The sequence below is a fragment of the Pectobacterium atrosepticum genome, assembly GCA_019056595.1.
In the GTDB taxonomy this organism is placed as follows: domain Bacteria; phylum Pseudomonadota; class Gammaproteobacteria; order Enterobacterales; family Enterobacteriaceae; genus Pectobacterium; species Pectobacterium atrosepticum.
On the sequence record CP036163.1, the window covers coordinates 4,343,566 to 4,360,870 of the forward strand.

The window sequence follows — 17,305 nt, forward strand, 5'->3', positions numbered from 1 at the left end:
AGGAAAACGTAGGAAAAGAAGGTGCAAATTTCCCGTCTGTGGGCGTAAAAAAAGTATAAAAATGGGGTGAAAAGTAGACGCTGGAGGTGGTGATGAGGTTACGGTGTTCACAAAATCGGATGTGGCGAGAAGGCTGGCGTAAATTGATCCAATCTAAAAACCATAAATTAACTAATGGTAATTTTATTTTTAACCTTATTGTAACTTAATGACGTGATGGCGAAAAAAGTTGGCGATTATTTCATCTTTTTCTGGTCCGATGAGTAGTAAACTTTCAGGAAAAGCGGTAAAATTTTAACCAATATCACAGTTCTTATTTTATCGTTATTAAGAGCGCTTCTGAAAAAGAGTGCTTATCCCAGAGGAGGATCGTTATGTCGCTTTATACTACTTATCCCTTGCACCGTATTCTCCTGCGTCGCGCCGCCGTGATTGCTATCGGCGTGCTGGCGTTACCGGTGATGCTGTTCCGCCGCGATCGGGCGCGTTTCTACAGCTATTTACACCGCGTCTGGCTGAAAACCAGCGATAAACCGGTATGGATGGCGCAGTCCGAAGCCGCCGCCTGCGATTTCTATTAAGAATACCGCGCTATTGACGTTGTCGTTGACTGCTCTGGGCGCGTAATAGTGACGTCAGCACATTGCATACTGACGCCACCTGTTTGAACAAGATCATATTCAACGGCAATCATTAAGCGCCATTTCCGTTACGGATCTGGCGCTTATTTTGTTTTTAGCGAATGAAATCGTAACGCCAACAACATCACCGATAGACTGATAAACACCGCAACGCTTGCCATCGCCATACCATCTCCGACTGAACCTTGCTCGAACTGACGCCAGACAAAAATGGATACCGTCTGCACGCCAGCAGGTGATAGCAAGAGTGATGTCACCAGCTCGCGTGACGCGACGGCAAAGACCAACATCATTGCTGCCAGCAGGCTGGGAAATACCAGCGGGAAAACAATCAACCGTAATGCCGCGATTGCGCTAGCACCGTGAACGCGTGCCGCAGATTCCAAATTACTGCCGATTTGCGCCAATGCCGCACTGCTATAGCGGACGGGGTAGGGTAAAAGTAGGCAACTGTATGACAGTAGCAAAATCACCCAGGTGTTATAGGGCGTTATCGGCCAGAAACGTTGGTTCCAGGCAAGAATCAATCCCACTCCGACAACAATCCCCGGCAGTGCGGCGGGTAACATCGATAGCCCATCCAGCACTGCCGCCCCTCGAATACGTTTGGCGACGACAAACCAGGCTGCGAGAAAGCCGACCGTTCCCGTCAGTAACGCACTGCCGACAGCCAGCCCCAGACTGGTCGTCAATGCGGGTAGCGCTTCGTTTTCGTAATCAATCAACATGGTGAAGTGCTGCCAGGTTAAATTTTGCCAGGAAATAGCGCTGGATATGGTGGCAGAAAACGCCGTAATCAGCATGGAAGCAAGCGGAATCCCTACGGCCAGCAGGCCCACAACGCTAAACAGCAGTAATACCGGCCAGCGCCATATACCTAATGGACTAGTGACAATGGCGGCGGGTTTGCCTGTGGTCGTTTCCACATTGCTACCAGCGACGATCGCCCTCTGTAGGGTAAATGCACAGAGCGCGATAGCAACTAACAGCAAGGACAGCACCGCTGAACCAGAGAGATCGATCGGCCAGTCAGCCAGACGCTGCTCGATATTTGTCGTCAGTACCTGAATGCCAGCCCGCGATCCCAATGCTGCGGGTATGCCGTACTCTTCGATTGCCAGCGTGAAGGCGAGTAGCAGGCTGGCCGCTGTCGCGGGGAGTGACAATGGCAGCGTGACCCGCAAGAATGCCTGCCAGCTACTGGCACCGTGAACGCGTGCGACATCGGCAAGACGGTTTCCACTTGCGGCCATACTGCGTGAAACGGCGAAATAGACCACTGGGAAAATATTGAGCGTCATTACCCCAATCATGCCAGGCAATGAAAACAGAACCTCACCGAGTTGAATAGGTAATATCTGTTCCGCATAACCTCTTGGCTGTAGTGCCAGCATCCACGATAGTCCGGCGATATAAGGCGGGATCAGGAATGGAATGAGAAACAGTAAATCCCAAAATCTTGCCAGCGGTAGCGCAAAGAGCCCACGCAACGCACCGAGTGGAATAGCAATTACCGCACAGCACAAGGCAACACCAAGCCCAAGCAGCAGCGTATTTTTCAACAACGCAAACAGGCGTGCCTGTGCGAAAACGTCTGCAAAGGCCGAGAACGGATTTGAAAAAGAACCCGCACTCAAATTGGGGAAGATCGCCTGTAGTGCAACGAACAATACGGGAATGCCAACCAGAATAAAAAGCACCGCTACCGTCAGCAGTGGCAGTAGAGCCAACTTGTTCATCTGATACTCCAGCCTTGCTGACTGTCGTCAGCAAGGCGTTATCGATACTCATCATACTTCAAGCTGTGTGAGCACTTACTTGGTTACTCGATCCCTCCGTGGATTCATGCATGTATTGCTCAAAAATATCGCGTTGTGTAAAACGCGAACATTTTGTCCTGCAGCTCGAACTATCCAGGGTATGTCATGACTGAACAGGCTTAGCGTTGACCAAATAAGGCTGCAAAGCGATCGAGAACGGCTGCACGGGAAGCGGAGGCGCTATCGCCTTCCGGCAGCAATGTCAGGTTCTTAAACAGAGGGCGCTTGGCTTCAATGTCCTGACGCGCTGGCATCAACCAGGCTTCCGCGACGGCTTTTTGGCCTTCAGGCGACAACATGTAGTTGATGAAGTCTTTTGCCTGCTGCTGGTTTTTGCTACTTTTCAGGATCATCATCGGGCGAGGGGCAATGACGGTGCCGCTGGAAGGGAAAATGACTTTAATTGATTCACCTGATTCCATGCTGCCGTAAGAAACGTAGTCCACTGCGCCGAAAACGGCGGTTTTCGCGCCTTGCAACACGGGCGTTAATGCCTGTGCGTTCGGGCCTGCGATGATCATGCCGTTGGCTTTTAAGCGATCGAACATCTCCCACGCTTTATCCTTTTCCGCATTTTGCAAACCAATTAGCAGATCGAGCGAGGCGCCTGACAGCGCAGGGTCTGGTGTAGTGACTTTATCTTTAAATTCAGGTTTGGTGAGGTCGTTCCAGTCTTTAGGTTCTGGGGTGCCGCTCTTGCTGTTCCACACAATGCCCAGCGCGGAAATCCCCTGTGCCACGTAGAAAGGGGTTTTGAACTGAGCAGGCACGGTGGCAGCATTCGGGCTATCAAACTCCAACAGCCAGCCTCGTTGCTGCAAATCTGTTGCGGTATCCCAAGAGGCAGAAATCAGGACATCTGCACGTGGATTGGCCTGCTCGGCTTCCAGTCGGGCCATGACTTTACCGGTTGTTGCCTGAAAAACATCGACTTTCACGCCTGTCTGTTTTTCATAACCGGCTGCCAGTTTCTTTGCCAATGCTCCCGGTCCGGCGGTGTACAGCGTCAGGGCATGTGCGCTGCCTGTCACCGCGGCTAATGAGAGAGCTATACCCATAATGATGCCTCGTTGATTCATGGTAAACCGTGTGTTTTTCATTGCATTTTTCCCCAAAGTTAACGTGTGGTGATATCAGTAATGTAGCCTTGCGACATGTGAACAATACGGTGCGCCAGTATGTTGGCTTCGCCTCTGTCGTGGGTGACATACACGGCGGTGGTACCAAGATGGCGTAAGAGCGATGCCATCTCCTGACAAAGCGATTCACGTAGATCCCGGTCGAGATTGGATAACGGTTCATCAAATAGCAGGATGTTCGGCTCTGCGATAATGGCGCGTGCCAACGCGACTCGCTGTTGCTGACCGCCGGATAAATCGGCAGGTTTACGATCGGCAAAATCGGCCAGACCTACGCGCGCTAGCGTGACGTCAACTCGTTGGCGGCAGATATCGCGCGGAACCTTCCTCATCAGCAGCGGAAACCCGACGTTTTGTGCCACGGTCATATGTGGCCACAGTGCGTAGTCCTGAAATACCATGCCAAGATTGCGTTGTTCAGGCGGTAGGGATAGCTGATGACCGGCAACCTGACGATCGCCAAAATGAATGGTGCCTGCATCTGGTTGTAACAACCCAGCCAGCAATTTTAGCAACGTACTTTTGCCGCAGCCGGAAGGCCCCAGCAAGGCCAGAATGGTGCCTCTCGACACATTGAGGCAGATCGAGTCGAGAACCGTTTTTCCTGCGAAAGCGTGGGATAATTTATCGATCGCAATCGCAGCGGGCGTGGCGAGTTCAGCCGTGGTCATTATCACCTCCGCGCAATAACGGGAGGCGATATCCATTGTGATATCGGTGGAGCAGACGAGCGCTTTTTGGCTGCCAATTTAAAAGGCGTAGCAAAGCGTCCCGCCGGTAAAGCAGGGGAAAAAACATGGGGTATCCTCTTTGGGACTCTATATCGGAATGGGGATTGTAGTGGGGGAATAAGGCTATTTGATGACAGATGAAAAGAGGATTGCGGTGTGTCTTCCCGATATGAATTCTGGCCGCAGAGAAAACGACCCTATTTGATCGACATAATCCATCAATCTTATGATTTATTACTTTATTCTTCGCTGTGACTACATAGAGTCGTGGTGAAATCCGCTATGCTGGTCAGAGGGTTTGCAAAATGTCATCAACGCACATGCAGCTTCAAATATGACGGGTATAAGGATAAATCATGACGCTCGAACTCATCCCTGTTGGTATCAGTGCCTGTCTGCTCGGTAATCCCGTGCGGTTTGATGGCGGACATAAACGTTTGACGTTTGCTGTTGAAGAACTGGCACCCTATTTTCGTTTTGAATCTGTTTGCCCAGAAATGGCGATTGGTTTACCGGTACCACGCCCGGCACTCAGGCTGGTGAGAGAAGGGGAAAGCCATGTCACGATGCGTGCCAGCAACGGTTCATCGCTGGATGTTACTCAGCAGATAACGGTTTTTTCCGCTGACAAAGTCAGCCAACTTCAGCACTTATGCGGCTATATCGTCTGTGCCAAATCGCCAAGCTGCGGTATGGAACGCGTGAAGGTTTACGATGAAGCGCAAAAGAATGCGCGTAAAAGTGGAGTCGGCCTGTTTACGCAAGAGCTGATGCGACAAATGCCTTGGCTACCGGTTGAAGAAGACGGGCGCCTGCACGATTCCGGCTTACGGGAAAACTTCATTGAACGCGTGTATGCGCTGCACGAACTGAATCAACTCTGGAAAAATGGGCTGAGCCGTGGTGCGCTCATTGCCTTTCATAGCCGCTATAAATTGCTGCTGCTGGCGCATTCCCAGCCGGAATATCGTGAGCTGGGGCCGTTTGTTGCGGGGATCGATAAGTGGGAATCGCTGGAAGAGTATGTTGTTGAATATCGGACGCGGTTGATGAAGCTGCTGTCGACGCCTGCGACGCGTCGCAACCACACCAATGTGCTGATGCATGTGCAGGGCTACTTCCGACGTCAACTGAGTTCTCAACAGCGACAGGAACTGGCGCAGCTCATCGATCGCTATCGGCAGGGTTTGCAGCCGCTATTGGCACCGATCACGTTGTTAAAACATTACATGGCGGAATATCCCGATGCGTATCTGGCTCAGCAGCGTTACTTTGAGCCGTACCCAGAAGCATTACGCCTGCGTTACGGACACTAGTTTGATCGCCCGAGGAATTTCATGACCACGCATGTCGTTACACATCATGCCGTTACACATGTAGTCTGGCTGCGCAACGACTTGCGCATTACCGATAATCTGGCGCTGTACGCCGCCTGTCAGGATCCGAGTGCGACTGTGCTGGCGGTATTCATTGCGACGCCCGCACAGTGGGAAAAGCACGATATGGCGCCGCGGCAGGCTGCCTTTTTGCTAGAGAACCTGACGTTGGTACAGCATGTGCTGGCCGAGAAAGGTATCCCGCTGCATTACCACGAATGCGCGGACTTTGCGGCGTCGGTTGACTGGCTGATGCAATTTTGTGCGGAGCAGCAGGCCACCGATCTTTTCTACAACCATCAGTATGAAATCAACGAGCGCCTGCGTGATAAGCAGGTGAAAGATCGGCTGGCCGATAGTGTGGTTTGTCACGGTTATCATGACAGCCTGTTGCTGCCGCCGGGTAGCGTGCTGACGGGCAACGGCGAGATGTATAAAGTATTCACACCATTTCGCCAGGCTTTTATCAAGCGGCTGTTGGAAGCGGATACGACGTGCGTACCGGCACCGGATGCACGCGGTGAGCCGATCAATAACACGGCGGAATTAGTGCCGTTTAGCTATCCGCAGTGCGAAGTGGATAGCGAGGATTTCCCCTGCGGTGAACGTGCGGCATTGCAGCAGTTACGCCGTTTTTGCCGCGAGCAGGTGCAGGATTACGATCAACAGCGGGATTTCCCTGCGTTGCCCGGTACCAGCAAGTTGTCTCCGTATCTGGCACTTGGAATTGTATCGCCGCGCCAATGTTTTAACCGCCTGCGTGCTGAATGCCCAGATATGCTGGAACGGCGTGAGGGCGGCGCATTTACCTGGTTTAACGAGCTAGTCTGGCGCGAATTTTACCGTCACCTGATCGTCTCTTGGCCACAACTGTGTAAGCACCGACCGTTTACTGCGTGGACGCAGTGGGTGAAATGGCGGGAATCACCGGAGGATTTAACCGCCTGGCAACAGGGGAAAACCGGCTACCCGATCGTGGATGCAGCAATGCATCAACTGAATGAAACAGGGTGGATGCATAATCGACTGCGTATGATCTGTGCCAGTTTTCTCGTCAAAGATTTACTGATCGATTGGCGTGAAGGTGAGCGCTACTTTATGTCGCAGTTACTGGATGGCGATTTGGCGGCGAATAATGGCGGCTGGCAGTGGGCGGCGTCGACTGGCACCGATGCGGCACCTTATTTTCGTATTTTTAATCCGACAACGCAGGGCGAGCGCTTCGATCCCGATGGTCGGTTTATTCGTCACTGGCTACCCGAGCTGGCCGCGGTGCCGGATAAAGACATTCATCAGCCCCATCGTTGGGCTGACAAACAACACGTTAAGCTGAACTATCCGCTGCCAATCGTTGACCACAAAACCGCTCGTCTGGATACGCTGGCGGCGTTTGAAGCAGCAAAAAATATCGGCATGGCGAATAACGATCGAGAAGAGAAAAGTAAGTATGCGTAATACGGAACTGGAAAGAGTCATTAACGAGAAGCTGAGTACGGAGACGTTTCAGGACTACGCGCCTAACGGTTTACAGGTCGAGGGGCGTGCAGAAGTCAAACGTATTGTGACGGGCGTCACCGCCTCACAGGCACTGCTGGATGCTGCGGTAGAGAAGCAGGCTGATGCGATTCTGGTCCATCACGGCTATTTTTGGAAAAATGAACCGCAGATTGTCTGTGGTATGAAGCGTAACAGACTGAAAACGCTGCTGCTTAATGATATCAACCTCTACGGCTATCATCTGCCGCTGGATGCACACCCAGAATTAGGGAACAACGCACAGCTGGCGGCGCTGCTGGAAATTCAGGTGCAGGGCATGATCGAACCACTGATGCCGTATGGGGAGCTGGCACAGCCCATGACAGCAGAAGCGTTTTGCCGTCGTGTAGAAAAGCGCCTGGGGCGTACTGTGCTGCATTGTGGGGATAATGCACCGCAACAGATACAGCGTGTGGCCTGGTGTACCGGTGGCGGCCAAGGGTTTATTGAACAAGCGGCCCGATTCGGGGTCGATGCCTTTATTACTGGTGAAGTGTCTGAGCAAACTATCCATATCGCTCGCGAGATGGGGCTGCATTTCTTCGCTGCCGGACACCATGCCACCGAGCGCGGCGGTATTCGCGCGTTGGGCGAATGGTTAGCGGCACAACACGGTTTTGATGTGACATTTATTGATATTCCTAACCCGGCCTGATGGGCTGAAAGTAGCGGTATCGCAGCTGAATGATGGCGTATTTTGTATGTTGGCATCTTTGTTGCTTAGCTTTTAAGAAGAAAATTTATCAGTAAGCAATGCTAATCATTTAACCATGTTCACCATGATGGATAAAACGCGATTCAGGAGGAAAGATTGCAACGAGCACGGTGTTATCTTCTGGGCGAGAGGGCTGTCGTACTGGAACTGGAACCGCCAATGTCGCTGGAGAGCCAGCAGCGGATATGGGGGCTTGCCGAGCGCCTGAATCACCATGAAGAGGTGCTGGAAGTGATTCCGGGTATGAACAACCTGACGGTGCTGTTGGCGCATCCGCAACAGGTGGCGCTGGATGCGATTGAACGTTTGCAGCGTTGGTGGGAAGAAAGCGAATCGCTGGTGTTTGACCCACGAGATATCGACATCCCTGTCATTTATGGTGGAGAGGCGGGGCCAGATCTGGCAGAAGTTGCCGCTCACAGTGGCCTGACGGTGAGCCAGGTTGTGGAAGCGCATGCGGCTGCACAGTACGTGGTCTATTTTTTGGGCTTCCAACCGGGTTTTGCCTACCTTGGCGGATTAAATGAAAAACTGCATATGCCGCGTCGTGCCGAACCTCGTCTGCGCGTGCCAGAGGGATCGGTCGGGATTGGTGGTGCGCAAACGGGGATCTATCCGCTGGCAACGCCGGGCGGCTGGCAACTGATTGGACGTACATCATTGACGCTGTTCAACCCGCAAACGATGCCGCCAACGCTGTTACGCCCTGGAGATAACGTTCGGTTCCTGCCACAGAAGGAGGGCATATGCTGAAAGTTATCCATGCCGGATTGCATACTTCGGTGCAGGACGGCGGTCGCGTCGGCTTTCGCCGTTTGGGAATCAGCCAGTCAGGTGCGCTCGACCTGCCTGCTCTGAAAATGGCTAACCTGCTGGTGGGCAACGCAGAGAGCGCCGCGGCGCTGGAAATTACACTGGGCAAGTTTACTGCAACGTTCACTACGGCCTGCTGGGTGGCGCTTACCGGTGCGGACTGCCATGCCGAACTGGATGGAAAACCACTCTGGACTGGCTGGCGTTTCGCCGTGAAGCCGGGGCAAACGTTGAAAATGCGCCTGCCGCGTAACGGAATGCGCAGCTATTTGGCTCTGTCCGGCGGAGTGGATGTGCCGGAGGCGCTCGGTTCGCGCAGTACCGACTTGAAAGCCGGATTTGGTGGCTTTGACGGACGTTTACTACTGGATGGCGATGAGCTTCCGCTGGGAACGCCGACTCGCGAACTGACGCGAGAAGTCGGGATCAAGCAGCTGTTATTCAGCAATCGCGTGCGGGCATTGCCAGGACCGGAATATCAGGAATTCAGCGAAGAGATGCAGGAGCTGTTCTGGCGAACCTCTTGGCAGTTGAGTCCGCAAAGTAACCGCATGGGATACCGTTTGTTGGGGGCGGAGCTACAGCGCACCACATCGTCAGGCAATAAACCGCGCGAGCTGCCATCACATGGGCTGCTGCCGGGCGTCGTGCAGGTTCCACATAATGGTCACCCTATTGTGCTGCTGGCGGATGCGCAGACTACGGGCGGTTATCCGCGTATTGCGAGCGTGATCGAAGCCGACTTGTTCCATCTGGCACAAATTCGACTTGGTGAACCGATACATTTTATTCACTGTACGCCAGCTCAGGCGCAAAAAGCCGCTGACGAACAGCGGCGTTACCTCGAACAACTGGCGTGGAGGCTGCATGATTATTGATCTGAATGCCGATCTGGGCGAGGGCGGCGAGCATGATGAAGCGCTGCTGAAGTTGGTGACGTCTGTCAATATTGCCTGTGGATTTCACGCCGGTGACGCCCAAACCATGCGTCAATCAGTACGTTGGGGAATCGGCTATGGGGTCACGCTTGGTGCACACCCCAGCTTTCTCGATCGTGAAAATTTTGGCCGTAAGGCGATGAATGTGCCTGCGGAAATTGTCTTTGCGCAGATGGTGTATCAGTTGGGGGCGCTCAGCGCGATCGTCGCTGTTGAAGGTGGAACGCTGTCGCACGTTAAGCCCCACGGTATGCTTTACAATCAGGCTGCGAGCGAACCGGCATTGGCTGATGCGGTAGCCAAGGCGGTTAAGGTCGTTAACCCGGCGTTGCGTTTGGTCGGGTTGGCGGGAAGTGAGTTGATTCGCGCCGGAAAACGACTCGGGCTAGAAACACGTCAGGAAGTTTTCGCCGATCGTTGCTATCTGCCAGACGGGTCGCTGGTGCCGCGCACTCAGGCTGGTGCGCTGATTAATAGCGATGAACTGGCGCTGGCGCAGACGCTGGAAATGATTCAACGCCAGCGGGTTAGGGCGATCGACGGTTCCTGGGTTAACGTACAAGCGGATACCGTGTGTATTCACGGTGATGGGCAACACGCGCTGCTGTTTGCCCGCAAGTTGCGTAACTGCTTTAGCCAGCACCAGATAGCAGTTGCTGCGACATAATCATTATTTTTGTATTACGGGGATAATAGATGAAAACCGTTTTGATCACGGCGTTTGAACCTTTTGAGGGCGAAGCGATTAATCCTTCATGGGAAGCGGTAAAAGACCTTCATCAGCGGGAAGTTGGCGGCGTGCGAGTAGTGGCTTGCCGTTTATCTTGCGTCTTTTATCTATCACTGGATCAGCTCTATCGTGCGATAGCCGAATGGCAGCCGGAAGTGGTGATCGCGGTGGGGCAGGCGGGCGGCCGTGCCGATATTTCTGTCGAACGCGTGGCGATTAATATTAATGATGCCCGAATTGCGGATAACCGAGGCAACCAGCCGATTGATACGCCCGTGGTGGAAAAGGGGCCAGCGGCGTATTTCTCGACGCTACCGGTGAAAGCGCTGGTTCAGGCATTACATGTGGCGGGAATTCCAGCCTCGGTGTCGCAAACCGCAGGGACGTTTGTCTGCAATCACGTGATGTACGGGCTTTTACACCAGTTGCACCAACAAGGTGATGTGGTCCGCGGTGGTTTTGTTCATATTCCTTATTCACCGGAACAGGCGGCACGACATCCCGGCGAGCCGAGTATGCCAACGCCGTTAGTCACGGCGGCGCTGGAAGTGATGATTAAGCAGTTGCTGGTGCAGCAGGTTGACGTGGCGATTACTGGCGGGGCATTACATTAATTTAGCGAATCGCTCAGTCGCAGAGCGTCTGATTTTCAGGGAGTAGTCGAGTATGCCGGAAGGGCCGGAAATTCGTCGGGCGGCCGATAAGCTGGTTGAGGCTGTCGTGGGAAAAACGCTGACGCGCGTCTGGTTTGCGTTTCCAGAACTGAAGCCGTACGAAACCGAATTGGTTGGGCAGCAGGTCAGGCAGATCGAAACACGCGGGAAGGCGCTACTGACCTATTTTAGCCACGATCGCGTGTTGTATAGCCACAATCAGCTGTATGGCGTGTGGCGAGTCGTGAATGCTGGTGAGTCGCCGGAAACGAAGCGGGATTTACGCATCCGGCTGGAGACGCAGGATCGCGCTATTCTGCTCTACAGTGCATCGGATATTGAAATGCTGACATTGGAGACGCTCACGGCGCATCCTTTCCTGCAACGTATTGGGCCGGATGTATTGGATCTTTCTCTGACGCCAGAACAGGTGTGTGAGCGTTTGTTATTACCGCGTTTTCGTCGTCGCCAGTTCAGTGGGCTGCTGCTGGATCAGGCTTTTCTTGCTGGGCTGGGGAATTATCTGCGCGTCGAGATTCTGTGGCAGGCACAGCTGGCACCGCAGCATACGGCCTCGCAGTTGAATGAGGAACAGTTGCAAACGCTAAGTCGAGCGTTGCTGAAGATTCCTCGGTTGTCCTACAACACGCGTGGCACCGCGGATGAAAATCGACATCATGGGGCAATTTTTTCGTTCAAGGTTTTCCATCGAGAAGGGGAAAGCTGTGAGCGCTGCGGCGGAACCATTGAAAGAACGATGCTGTCATCACGCCCGTTTTATTGGTGCCCGCACTGCCAGAGCTAGAGCTAGTAGAGGTAAGAGAAATACGGTTCTGAAACAAAAAGCCGGATAGTGATATCCGGCCTTTTTGTACGTACTGAATGAATTAATCGTGTTTCAGATTGGACGCAAAGTCACGTTTGTCGTAGCCGGTGTACAGCTGACGTGGACGGGCAATTTTGATGCCGTCGGCGTGCATTTCGCTCCAGTGCGCAATCCAGCCCACGGTACGCGCCATCGCGAAGATGACGGTAAACATGGAAGACGGAATCCCCATCGCTTTCAGGATGATACCTGAGTAGAAGTCCACGTTCGGGTACAGTTTCTTCTCAATGAAGTACGGATCGTTTAGCGCGATATGTTCTAGCTCCATCGCCACTTCCAGCAGATCATCTTTTCTGCCTAGCTCTTTCAGCACTTCATGGCAGGTTTCACGCATGACTGTGGCGCGCGGATCGTGGTTTTTGTACACACGGTGACCGAAGCCCATCAGGCGGAAGGAGTCGTTCTTGTCTTTTGCACGCTCGATAAACGCCGGGATGTGTTCCACGCTGCTGATTTCTTCCAGCATACGCAGACAGGCTTCGTTCGCGCCGCCGTGCGCCGGTCCCCACAGCGAGGCGATCCCCGCGGCGATACAGGCAAACGGGTTTGCACCAGACGACCCCGCAGTACGCACGGTAGAAGTCGAGGCGTTTTGTTCGTGATCGGCATGCAGGATCAGAATACGGTCCATAGCCCGTTCTAGCACCGGATTCACAACATATTCTTCACAAGGAGTGGAGAACATCATATGCAGGAAATTACCCGCGTAGGACAGGTTGTTTTTCGGATAAACAAACGGCTGGCCCAGTGAATATTTGTAGCACATCGCCGCAACGGTTGGCATTTTGGACAGCAGGCGGTAGGCCGCGATTTCGCGGTGGCGCTCAATGCTAATGTCCAATGAATCGTGGTAGAACGCTGCCAGTGCACCGGTGACGCCACATAAGACGGCCATTGGATGTGAATCACGACGGAAACCGTGGAACAGACGGGTAATCTGCTCATGGATCATCGTGTGGCGAGTAACGGTTGTCTTAAAGGTTTCATACTGTTCTGCCGTCGGGGGTTCGCCGAACAGCAGGATGTAACAAACTTCAAGATAATTAGATTTTTCAGCCAGTTGGGCAATTGGGAAGCCACGGTGCAGCAGGATGCCTTCGTCGCCGTCGATATAGGTAATCTTGGATTCGCAAGATGCGGTAGAGGTAAAGCCGGGGTCAAATGTGAAGTAACCTTTAGAACCGAGGGGACGAATATCAATCTCATCATACCCCAATGTGCCAGATAGGACATTTAGCTCAATTGGATCTTTACCCTCTAGAGTAAGTGTTGCTTTTTTATCAGCCATTTACAGTCTCCTTAGCGCTTTTAATTTTAAAAATTTTCACTGAAGAAATACCGTCATGCCTGCGCACCGGACGAAAAACGTCCAGTGAAACTCTGTTGTGACACAGTCGTCAAATAGGATACAGAGTAAGGCGGATAGCCGCATTCAGGATGAAAAATTCGTTCTCCAGGTAATTAGCGATCTTCAGGCAATTAACAATGCTCTGAATAGATTGTAGTCATTACCTATGATTTTTACGTGGACTCTCTTCACTGTTACATAAGTTACGCCAGTGTGGAAGTCTCGCCGTCGTGCTTTAACACATCATAAGAAATTCAATCCCCTAGTTGTAATTGAAATGTTGAACTTTTGTCAAATCAGATAATTAATTTTATATAAATTGTGAAATTCGTGATCTAAATCACTGTTCGGGGCAAATGTCACCAAACAGTTTGTATGGGAATTGTAATGAGAATGTGAAGGACCTATACTCCCGCCAGGTCTCCGGAATCACCCTGCAGTAGGAGCACCCAGTATGAAAGGATCATGCGCTGTTTAGACACCGGAACGTCGATGTTTGAGCGCGTATCGTAAACCCACTCTCAGGGCTGCAACTTTCATGCTGTCTGACCTCACATCAGGCCCGGAGGAAGAAACAATAATAAAAGCTGTGTGGGCAAATCCGTGAAAAAACAAAGACCTGTCAATCTGGAATTGCAGACGATCCAGTTTCCCGTTACTGCGATAGCATCTATTCTTCACCGCGTCTCTGGCGTTATCACCTTTGTCGCTGTCGGTATTTTACTGTGGCTGTTAGGCACCTCTCTTTCTTCCGAGGAAGGGTTCCTGCGCGCTGCGGAAATTATGGATAGCTTCATCGTCAAGTTTATCGTCTGGGGCATCCTCGTTGCGTTGGCTTATCACATTGTTGGTGGTATACGTCACCTATTGATGGATTTTGGCTATATAGAAGAAGACCTTGCCGCAGGTAAGCGTTCTGCAAATCTCTCATTTATTATTACTGTCGTGCTTTCAATTCTGGCTGGAGTCCTCGTATGGTAAGCAATGCTTCTGCGTTAGGACGCAATGGCGTACACGATTGGTTACTGATTCGCGCTTCCGCCATCGTCATTGTTCTATATGTAATTTATCTCATTGGCTTTATTGCTACGGCTGGCGACATCACTTATGAAATCTGGCGTGGTTTCTTCGCGATGGCTCTCACCAAAGTATTCACACTGCTAACCTTATTTTCCATTCTGGTTCATGCCTGGATAGGGATGTGGCAAGTGCTGACCGACTACATTAAACCGCTGGCCTTACGCCTGACTTTACAGTTGGCGATTGTTATAGCGCTGTTGGTGTACGTCATTTATGGAACTATTGTGGTGTGGGGTGCGTGATGAATTTGCCAGTCAGAGAATTTGATGCAGTGGTTGTTGGTGCGGGTGGTGCAGGAATGCGCGCCGCGCTGCAAATCTCCCAAATGGGCCTGTCCTGTGCCCTGTTATCCAAAGTGTTCCCAACCCGTTCCCATACTGTGTCCGCGCAGGGCGGTATTACCGTTGCGCTGGGTAACACCCATGAAGATAACTGGGAATGGCACATGTATGACACCGTAAAAGGGTCGGATTACATTGGCGATCAGGACGCGATTGAATATATGTGTAAAACCGGCCCGGAAGCGATTCTGGAACTGGAACACATGGGATTACCGTTCTCCCGTCTGGATGATGGCAGTATTTATCAGCGTCCGTTCGGCGGCCAATCCAAGAACTTTGGCGGTGAGCAGGCCGCACGTACCGCAGCTGCCGCTGACCGTACCGGCCATGCGCTGCTGCACACGCTGTATCAGCAGAACCTGAAAAATAACACCACTATCTTCTCCGAATGGTATGCCCTCGATCTGGTGAAAAATCAGGATGGTGCTGTTGTCGGCTGTACGGCGATCTGTATCGAAACCGGTGAAGTGGTCTATTTCAAAGCGAAGGCGACCGTGCTGGCAACCGGTGGCGCGGGCCGTATCTACCAGTCCACCACCAATGCGCACATTAATACTGGCGACGGCGTAGGTATGGCGTTGCGTGCCGGTGTTCCGTTGCAGGACATGGAAATGTGGCAGTTCCACCCAACCGGCATTGCTGGTGCGGGTGTGCTGGTAACCGAAGGCTGCCGTGGTGAAGGTGGCTATTTGCTGAATAAGCACGGTGAGCGTTTCATGGAACGCTACGCGCCAAATGCGAAAGATCTGGCGGGTCGTGACGTTGTTGCCCGTTCTATTATGATCGAAATTCGTGAAGGCCGCGGCTGTGAAGGTCCGTGGGGACCGCACGCCAAGCTGAAGCTTGACCATCTGGGTAAAGACGTTCTGGAATCTCGCCTGCCGGGTATTTTGGAACTGTCCCGTACATTTGCTCACGTCGATCCAGTGAAAGAGCCGATTCCTGTTATTCCAACCTGCCACTATATGATGGGCGGTATTCCGACCAAAGTAAGCGGTCAGGCGTTGACGGTGAATGAGAAAGGCGAGGATGTGGTGATTCCAGGGTTGTTTGCCGTGGGTGAAATTGCCTGCGTATCGGTCCATGGTGCTAACCGTCTGGGCGGTAACTCGCTGCTCGACCTAGTGGTATTCGGCCGCTCGGCGGGTATCCATCTGCGAGAGTCGTTGGAAGAGCAGGGCGAAAGTCGTGATGCCAGCGAATCTGATATTGAAGCGTCACTCGACCGCATGAATCGTTGGAACAATACGCGTTCCGGTGAAGATCCGGTTGAAATCCGCAAGGCGCTGCAATCCTGTATGCAGAATAACTTCTCGGTATTCCGTGAAGGCGATGCGATGGCCAAAGGGCTGGAAGAGCTGAAAGTGATCCGTGAGCGCCTGAAAGACGCGCGTTTGGATGATACATCAAGCGAGTTCAACACCCAGCGCATTGAGTGTCTGGAACTGGATAACCTGATGGAAACCGCTTACGCAACGGCGGTTTCGGCTAACTTCCGTACTGAAAGCCGTGGTGCCCATAGCCGCTTTGATTACCCAGAACGTGACGATGAGAATTGGCTGTGCCATTCGTTGTATCTGCCGCAAACCGACAGCATGACTCGCCGTGAGGTGAACATGCAGCCTAAATTGCGTGCGGCGTTCCCGCCGAAAATACGTACTTATTAATTGCGGAGATCAAACGATGAAAGTCGAATTTTCTATTTATCGTTATAACCCGGATGTTGATGATGCTCCGCGGATGCAGGATTACCAACTGGAGGCGGAAGAAGGCCGCGACATGATGCTGCTGGATGCGCTGATGTTGCTGAAAGAGCAGGATCCGACGCTCTCATTCCGTCGTTCCTGTCGCGAAGGCGTCTGTGGTTCCGACGGCGTTAACATGAACGGCAAAAACGGGCTGGCCTGTATTACGCCAGTTTCCGCGTTACGGCGCGGAAACAGCAAAATTGTTATCCGTCCTTTACCGGGATTACCGGTTGTACGTGATTTGGTAGTGGACATGGGACAGTTCTATGCTCAATATGAGAAAATAAAGCCTTACCTGTTGAATAATGGGAAAAATCCGCCAGCGCGTGAACATCTGCAATCGCCTGAACAACGTGCCAAGCTGGATGGATTGTATGAGTGCATTATGTGTGCCTGCTGCTCAACGTCTTGCCCATCGTTCTGGTGGAACCCAGACAAATTTGTTGGGCCTGCTGGGTTATTGGCCGCGTACCGTTTCCTGATTGACAGTCGTGATACGGAAACTACGCCACGACTTGACGATCTGGACGATGCGTTCAGCGTCTTCCGCTGCCACGGCATCATGAACTGCGTTAGCGTTTGTCCGAAAGGGTTGAACCCGACCAAGGCTATTGGTCATATTAAATCGATGTTGCTGCACCGCAGCGCGTAACCGATAGTTGATACGTAACGCGTTATTGCATAAAGATTAAGTAGTAAAACATGTATCTCCCTCTGAAGTTGCTATTCTTCAGAGGGAGCGCAGGAAACCTTTAAAAACCGGCTTGCGCGCCAGAACCGGTTTTTAAAGGTTCCTTAGGGGGAATGGAT

17 protein-coding genes are annotated in these 17,305 nt (G+C 52.3%); 13 read left to right on the plus strand and 4 right to left on the minus strand.

The genetic code is table 11. The annotated features are described in order from the left end of the window. The first annotated feature begins 374 nt into the window (after positions 1-374). A complete protein-coding gene (locus DCX48_20385; protein QXE16662.1) occupies positions 375-581 on the plus strand; it encodes a DUF2517 family protein in 207 nt (68 codons plus the stop codon). A gap of 143 nt (positions 582-724) precedes the next feature. On the opposite strand, the gene DCX48_20390 is transcribed toward DCX48_20385, so the two are convergent. The 3 genes from DCX48_20390 to DCX48_20400 all read right to left on the minus strand — a co-directional run bounded on the left by DCX48_20390 (position 725) and on the right by DCX48_20400 (position 4,271). Continuing rightward, the gene (locus DCX48_20390; protein ID QXE16663.1) at positions 725-2,380 is read right to left on the minus strand and encodes an iron ABC transporter permease; all 1,656 of its coding nucleotides are present in this window, start codon (positions 2,378-2,380) and stop codon (positions 725-727) included. A 200-nt stretch (positions 2,381-2,580) separates the two neighbouring features. Next, the gene (locus tag DCX48_20395) at positions 2,581-3,561 is read right to left on the minus strand and encodes an extracellular solute-binding protein (protein ID QXE16664.1); all 981 of its coding nucleotides are present in this window, start codon (positions 3,559-3,561) and stop codon (positions 2,581-2,583) included. A gap of 17 nt (positions 3,562-3,578) precedes the next feature. Beyond that, the gene (locus tag DCX48_20400; protein QXE16665.1) at positions 3,579-4,271 is read right to left on the minus strand and encodes an ABC transporter ATP-binding protein; all 693 of its coding nucleotides are present in this window, start codon (positions 4,269-4,271) and stop codon (positions 3,579-3,581) included. A 416-nt stretch (positions 4,272-4,687) separates the two neighbouring features. On the opposite strand from DCX48_20400, the gene DCX48_20405 reads away from it, so the two are divergent. The 8 genes from DCX48_20405 to DCX48_20440 all read left to right on the plus strand — a co-directional run bounded on the left by DCX48_20405 (position 4,688) and on the right by DCX48_20440 (position 11,897). Next, positions 4,688-5,647, plus strand: a complete 960-nt coding sequence (locus DCX48_20405) for a DUF1722 domain-containing protein (protein ID QXE16666.1) — start codon at positions 4,688-4,690, stop codon at positions 5,645-5,647. Positions 5,648-5,668: 21 nt separating this feature from the next. Then, positions 5,669-7,162 carry a deoxyribodipyrimidine photo-lyase gene (gene phrB, locus DCX48_20410; protein QXE16667.1) on the plus strand — a complete coding sequence of 498 codons (1,494 nt, stop codon included), beginning with the start codon at positions 5,669-5,671 and terminating at the stop codon, positions 7,160-7,162. Then, positions 7,155-7,898 (plus strand): Nif3-like dinuclear metal center hexameric protein, encoded by a 744-nt coding sequence (locus DCX48_20415; protein ID QXE16668.1) that lies wholly within the window; start codon positions 7,155-7,157, stop codon positions 7,896-7,898. Before phrB ends, DCX48_20415 begins: the two co-directional genes overlap by 8 nt. A 156-nt stretch (positions 7,899-8,054) precedes the next feature. Beyond that, a complete protein-coding gene (gene pxpB / locus DCX48_20420) occupies positions 8,055-8,711 on the plus strand; it encodes a 5-oxoprolinase subunit PxpB (protein ID QXE16669.1) in 657 nt (218 codons plus the stop codon). Next, positions 8,705-9,649: a biotin-dependent carboxyltransferase family protein gene (locus tag DCX48_20425; protein ID QXE16670.1), complete on the plus strand. Its 945-nt coding sequence runs from the start codon at positions 8,705-8,707 to the stop codon at positions 9,647-9,649. Before pxpB ends, DCX48_20425 begins: the two co-directional genes overlap by 7 nt. Then, positions 9,639-10,376 (plus strand): 5-oxoprolinase subunit PxpA, encoded by a 738-nt coding sequence (gene pxpA / locus DCX48_20430; GenBank protein ID QXE16671.1) that lies wholly within the window; start codon positions 9,639-9,641, stop codon positions 10,374-10,376. Before DCX48_20425 ends, pxpA begins: the two co-directional genes overlap by 11 nt. A 29-nt stretch (positions 10,377-10,405) precedes the next feature. Beyond that, positions 10,406-11,053 (plus strand): pyroglutamyl-peptidase I, encoded by a 648-nt coding sequence (gene pcp, locus DCX48_20435; GenBank protein QXE16672.1) that lies wholly within the window; start codon positions 10,406-10,408, stop codon positions 11,051-11,053. 52 nt (positions 11,054-11,105) lie between these two features. Further along, on the plus strand, positions 11,106-11,897 hold the full coding sequence (locus tag DCX48_20440; GenBank protein ID QXE16673.1) for an endonuclease VIII: 792 nt from the start codon (positions 11,106-11,108) through the stop codon (positions 11,895-11,897). Between the two features lie 82 nt (positions 11,898-11,979). On the opposite strand, the gene DCX48_20445 is transcribed toward DCX48_20440, so the two are convergent. Next, on the minus strand, positions 11,980-13,266 hold the full coding sequence (locus DCX48_20445) for a citrate synthase (protein QXE16674.1): 1,287 nt from the start codon (positions 13,264-13,266) through the stop codon (positions 11,980-11,982). Positions 13,267-13,917: 651 nt separating this feature from the next. Here DCX48_20445 and DCX48_20450 point away from each other — a divergent pair. Genes DCX48_20450 through DCX48_20465 form a run of 4 tightly spaced genes read left to right on the plus strand, consistent with a single transcriptional unit; the run spans position 13,918 to position 17,147 of the window. Beyond that, positions 13,918-14,307, plus strand: a complete 390-nt coding sequence (locus tag DCX48_20450; protein QXE16675.1) for a succinate dehydrogenase cytochrome b556 subunit — start codon at positions 13,918-13,920, stop codon at positions 14,305-14,307. After that, positions 14,301-14,648 (plus strand): succinate dehydrogenase membrane anchor subunit, encoded by a 348-nt coding sequence (locus DCX48_20455; GenBank protein ID QXE16676.1) that lies wholly within the window; start codon positions 14,301-14,303, stop codon positions 14,646-14,648. Before DCX48_20450 ends, DCX48_20455 begins: the two co-directional genes overlap by 7 nt. Beyond that, positions 14,648-16,414: a succinate dehydrogenase flavoprotein subunit gene (locus DCX48_20460; GenBank protein ID QXE16677.1), complete on the plus strand. Its 1,767-nt coding sequence runs from the start codon at positions 14,648-14,650 to the stop codon at positions 16,412-16,414. The genes DCX48_20455 and DCX48_20460 overlap by 1 nt, the downstream gene beginning before the upstream one ends. Positions 16,415-16,430: 16 nt before the next feature. Then, positions 16,431-17,147, plus strand: coding sequence for a succinate dehydrogenase iron-sulfur subunit (locus tag DCX48_20465; GenBank protein ID QXE16678.1), 717 nt, complete (start codon positions 16,431-16,433; stop codon positions 17,145-17,147). Positions 17,148-17,305: the final 158 nt, after the last annotated feature.